We start from the raw sequence: 2,482 nt of genomic DNA on the forward strand, positions 1-2,482 counted from the left end.
TGCGGGGCTCGGCCCCGGGTCCCGCTCCTCAAGCGCCGGAAGGGCTCGGGTTGCGGGGCTCCGCCCCCAACGCCGCTCCTCAAGCGCCGGAGAGGCCGGAACGCGGGGCTCGGCCCCGGGTCCCGCTCCTCAAGCGCCGGAAGGGCTGGGGTTCCGGGGCTCCGCCCCCGCCCCCGCTCCTCAAGCGCCGGAAGGGCTGAGTTCCGCTTCTCGAGCGCCGGAGGAGCTGGGTTTTCGCCGAGGGGCCAGGTTTCCGCCGGAGAAGCTGGGTTTCCGCCGGAGGGCTGGATTCTCGCCGTAGGCGGCTGAGCTGGGGCCGGGGAGGCTGTTCCCGTCGGAGTGTCGGAGGACTGGGTTCCCGCCGTACGCGGCTGAGGTGGTGGCGGGACGGCTGGGGGCGGCGAGCCGTCAGGGCCCTCACTGGTCGGATGAGAAGCGGACCGCGCCGGCCGGGATGTCGGCTCCGCACCACACGCGGACGCCGTCTCGTAGCTCGTTGTCGGGGCCGACCAGGGCGCCGTCGCCGACTACCGCGCCCTGGAGGACCGTGCGGGCGCCGATTCGGGCGCCGGCGCCGACAAGGGAGTCGCGGACCTGGGCGCCCTCCTCCACGATGGCACCCTCCAGCACCGTGCTGCCGTCGACGCACGCGCCCGCGCCCACCCGGGCCTGGCGGCCGATGACCGTGCCGCCGGTCAGTTTGGCGTCGACCGCGACCGAGGCGCTGTCCAGGACGAGGCGGTCGCCGCAGCGGCCCGGCACGGCCGGGGAGGGGGCACGGCCCAGCACCAGGTCCGCGGAGCCGCGGACGAACGCCTGGGGGGTGCCCAGGTCGAGCCAGTACGTGGAGTCCACCATGCCTTGCAAATGCGCCCCCTCCGCGAGGAGACCGGGGAAGGTCTCGCGTTCCACGGAGACGGGGCGGTCGGCGGGGATCGAGTCGATGACCGAGCGATTGAAGACGTACGCGCCCGCGTTGATCTGGTCGGTGACGATCTCCTCGGGGGTCTGCGGCTTCTCCAGGAAGGCGGTGACCCTGCCCCGTTCGTCCGTGGGCACCAGCCCGTACGCGCGCGGGTCCGGGACCCGGGTGAGGTGCAGGGAGACATCGGCGCCCGTCGTGCGGTGGTTGTCGACCAGGGCGCGGATGTCGAGGCCGGTGAGGATGTCGCCGTTGAAGATGAGCACCGGGTCGTCGGGGCCCGAGCGCAGCCGGGAGGCGACGTTGCGGATGGCGCCGCCGGTGCCGAGCGGCTCCTCCTCCGTGACGTACTCCAGGTGCAGGCCGAGCGAGGAGCCGTCACCGAAGTACGGCTCGAAGACCTCCGCCAGATAGGACGTGGCGAGCACGATGTGCTCGACCCCGGCGGCGCGGGCGCGGGCGAGTTGGTGGGTCAGAAACGGGACGCCCGCCGCCGGGACCATCGGCTTGGGAGTGTGCACCGTCATCGGGCGCAACCGGGTTCCCTTGCCGCCGACCAGGAGGATCGCCTCTGGCGATGGCGTTGCTGGCGCATTGGTCACGTACGTCTCTGCTTCCTGCTGGGGCTCGCCGGTCGGCGGCCAGTGTATGCAGATCCCCGGACCGCGCCTGATCAGCGCCCCTGGAGGCGGGCGGCCGTCTTCCGCACCGAACCGAGCTTCTTGTAGAGACGCTTGCCGGGGCACTCGGTGGCAAAGCCGTCGCGGTGACCCGCGATCACATGGAGCTTTACGCTGGCGCCCTTTTTGTACTTGTTGCCGCCGCCCGACACCAGATGCGTCGTACCGCGCGGATTCCGCTTGAAGAGGCCCAGTTTCCACGCGGTGAGCTTGGCGACGGCCTTCACGGCCTTGGCCGAGGGCTTCTTGGAGGTGAAAGTGCCGAGGACGGCGACGCCCATGCTGTTGGTGTTGAAGCCCAGCGTGTGCGCCCCGCGTACGGCTTTGGTCACACCGCCGGAGCGGCCTTCGTAGATTTTTCCGCACTTGTCGATGGTGAAGTTGTAGCCGTAGTCACGCCATCCCAGGCTCTTCACGTGGTAACGGTAGATACTGCGCAAAACGGAGGGCGCCTGTGAGCAGCTGTAGTTGTTGCCCGTCACGGTGTGGTGGATGAAGGCGACCTTCACGGTCTTGCTGTAGACGTGGCCCGTTTCACGGATCTTCTCGTCGGCGCCCCAGCCCGCGCGCGTGACGATGCTGGGCCGCGGCGCGCTGTAGCGGGCGGCGCCCGCGTTGGCCGCCTCGGCGTCGGCATCGGCGTCGAGCGCGCCGGGCGGCGGGGTAGTGGTTACGGATACGGAGGGTCTGGGGGTCGGCTTCGCGGACGACGTGGGGGGCGAGGACGGTTTGGCGGACGGACCGGAGGCCCCCCAGGACGGCCTTCCCGGCGAACCCACCACCGTCGGCTTCGCACCCGGCATCGCACCCGCCGACGCCCCGCCCCCCGCCGTCGGCACCGGATGCCCCGGACGCGCGCGGAGCGCGGCCCGGCCCGGCC

At 71.6% G+C, this 2,482-nt stretch carries 2 protein-coding genes; both read right to left on the bottom strand.

Annotation, left to right across the window (positions count from 1 at the left end; genetic code table 11):
* Positions 1 to 417: 417 nt before the first annotated feature.
* Positions 418 to 1,524: a sugar phosphate nucleotidyltransferase gene (locus tag GWI24_RS43340; RefSeq protein WP_210951506.1), complete on the bottom strand. Its 1,107-nt coding sequence runs from the start codon at positions 1,522 to 1,524 to the stop codon at positions 418 to 420.
* Positions 1,525 to 1,595: 71 nt separating this feature from the next.
* Positions 1,596 to 2,482, bottom strand: an 887-nt coding sequence (locus GWI24_RS43345; protein WP_247617698.1) for a peptidoglycan recognition protein, incomplete at its 5' end; no start/stop codon positions are given.

The organism is Streptomyces sp. MK37H (assembly GCF_018035285.1).
GTDB lineage: Bacteria > Actinomycetota > Actinomycetes > Streptomycetales > Streptomycetaceae > Streptomyces > Streptomyces endocoffeicus.